The 320-nt window shown below is 54.4% G+C and carries 1 pseudogene; it reads right to left on the bottom strand.

What is annotated here, in order from left to right:
- Window positions 1-125: 125 nt before the first annotated feature.
- Window positions 126-320: pseudogene (locus EN852_RS37970) on the bottom strand (nucleotide sugar dehydrogenase); the annotation flags it as partial.

Here is a 320-nt window from a genome sequence, read left to right as displayed (position 1 = left end):
GTTCAGCCGGTCGAGCCACGCCCGCCTCTTGTGGAGATGGAATCCTCTAAGACCGGCTGCGTCGGTGGTCAGAATCGGCCTGCTTAACCTCACGGTAGATCCCAGTGTTGAATTCAGGCCGAGCCTTACAGACTCCAATACTTCAAATTGTCAGGGATTTCATTCGGCTTGATGGCAGACTTGATGTCGAACAGCGTCCCGCCCTGCTTGATCATTTGAAAAAGACGCGCTCTCTCACTGGTGAGATAGACGTTGTGCGGTACCGCCAAGACAAGCGCCTGCAAATCGCTTATCTCATCGAGCGGCAGGATCGTTTCGCC

The sequence above is a fragment of the Mesorhizobium sp. M2E.F.Ca.ET.209.01.1.1 genome (genome assembly GCF_004010375.2).
Taxonomy (GTDB): domain Bacteria; phylum Pseudomonadota; class Alphaproteobacteria; order Rhizobiales; family Rhizobiaceae; genus Mesorhizobium.
The sequence above is the reverse complement of the archived record's forward strand: the minus strand, read 5'-3'. Positions and strand labels throughout refer to the sequence as shown.